This is a genomic window from Reichenbachiella sp. MSK19-1, assembly GCF_003590315.1.
GTDB lineage: Bacteria > Bacteroidota > Bacteroidia > Cytophagales > Cyclobacteriaceae > Reichenbachiella > Reichenbachiella agariperforans.
The window spans coordinates 1-968 of record NZ_MIER01000004.1 but is presented as its reverse complement, the minus strand read 5'-3'; the positions used below and the strand labels follow the sequence as shown (position 1 = coordinate 968).

Genomic DNA, 968 nt, shown 5'->3' with positions numbered 1-968 from the left:
CATCTACTGTTGGAGTCGTTGGATCAGTTGTGTCTATCACTAACTCGTCGGTGCTACCATCTGTGGCTGTGTTGCCTGTTTCGTCTGTAACAGTTGCTACAACTGGGTAAGTGTTGCCGTCTGTGAATGTTCCTAAAGTACCACTCGCTGGCGTAGCTGTCTCTGTGTCTACACTCCAGTTACCACTTGCATCAGGAGTTACATTATATGTAGCGCCGTTGATCGTTACTGTCATCGTCTCGCCGGATGGCAAAGCTCCACCTGTGCCTGTTGTTCCTGTGATCACTGGTGTTGTATCGTTAGAAGTCAAAGCATCTACTGTTGGAGTCGTTGGTACTGATGAGTCAATAACTAACTCATCGGTGCTCGCATCTGTTGCAGTGTTACCCGCTCCGTCTGTCACAGTTGCTACTACTGGGTAAGTATTGCCATCACTGAAGGCTCCCAAAGTACCACTCGCTGGCGTAGCTGTCTCTGTGTCTACACTCCAGTTGCCACTTGCGTCAGGGGTTACATTATATGTAGCGCCGTTGATCGTTACTGTCATCGTTTCGCCTGATGGCAATGCTGCCCCTGTGCCTGTTGTACCTGTGATCACTGGTGTTGTGTCTGAGGTTGTTTGACTCACTACAGTTGGTACGGTTGGATCCGTCGTGTCTATCACTAACTCGTCTGAACTCGCGTCCGTTGAACTGTTGCCTGCCCCATCGGTTACTGTCGCGACTACTTGATAAGTATTGCCATCACTAAAGGCTCCCAAAGTACCACTCGCTGGCGTAGCGGTTTCTGTATCTACACTCCAGTTACCACTTGCGTCAGGAGTGACTGCATACGTTGCGCCGTTTATAGTTACTGTCATCGTTTCACCAGATAGCAATGCTCCGCCTGTGCCTGTTGTACCTGTGATCACTGGTGTTGTGTCTGAGGTTGTTTGACTTACTACTGTTGGTGTAGTTGGTACTGATGAG

1 protein-coding gene is annotated in these 968 nt (G+C 49.3%); it reads right to left on the bottom strand.

Features of this window, described 5'->3' with window-relative positions:
- Window positions 1-968, bottom strand: a 968-nt coding sequence (locus BGP76_RS08455) for a hypothetical protein (RefSeq protein ID WP_370453784.1), incomplete at both ends; no start/stop codon positions are given.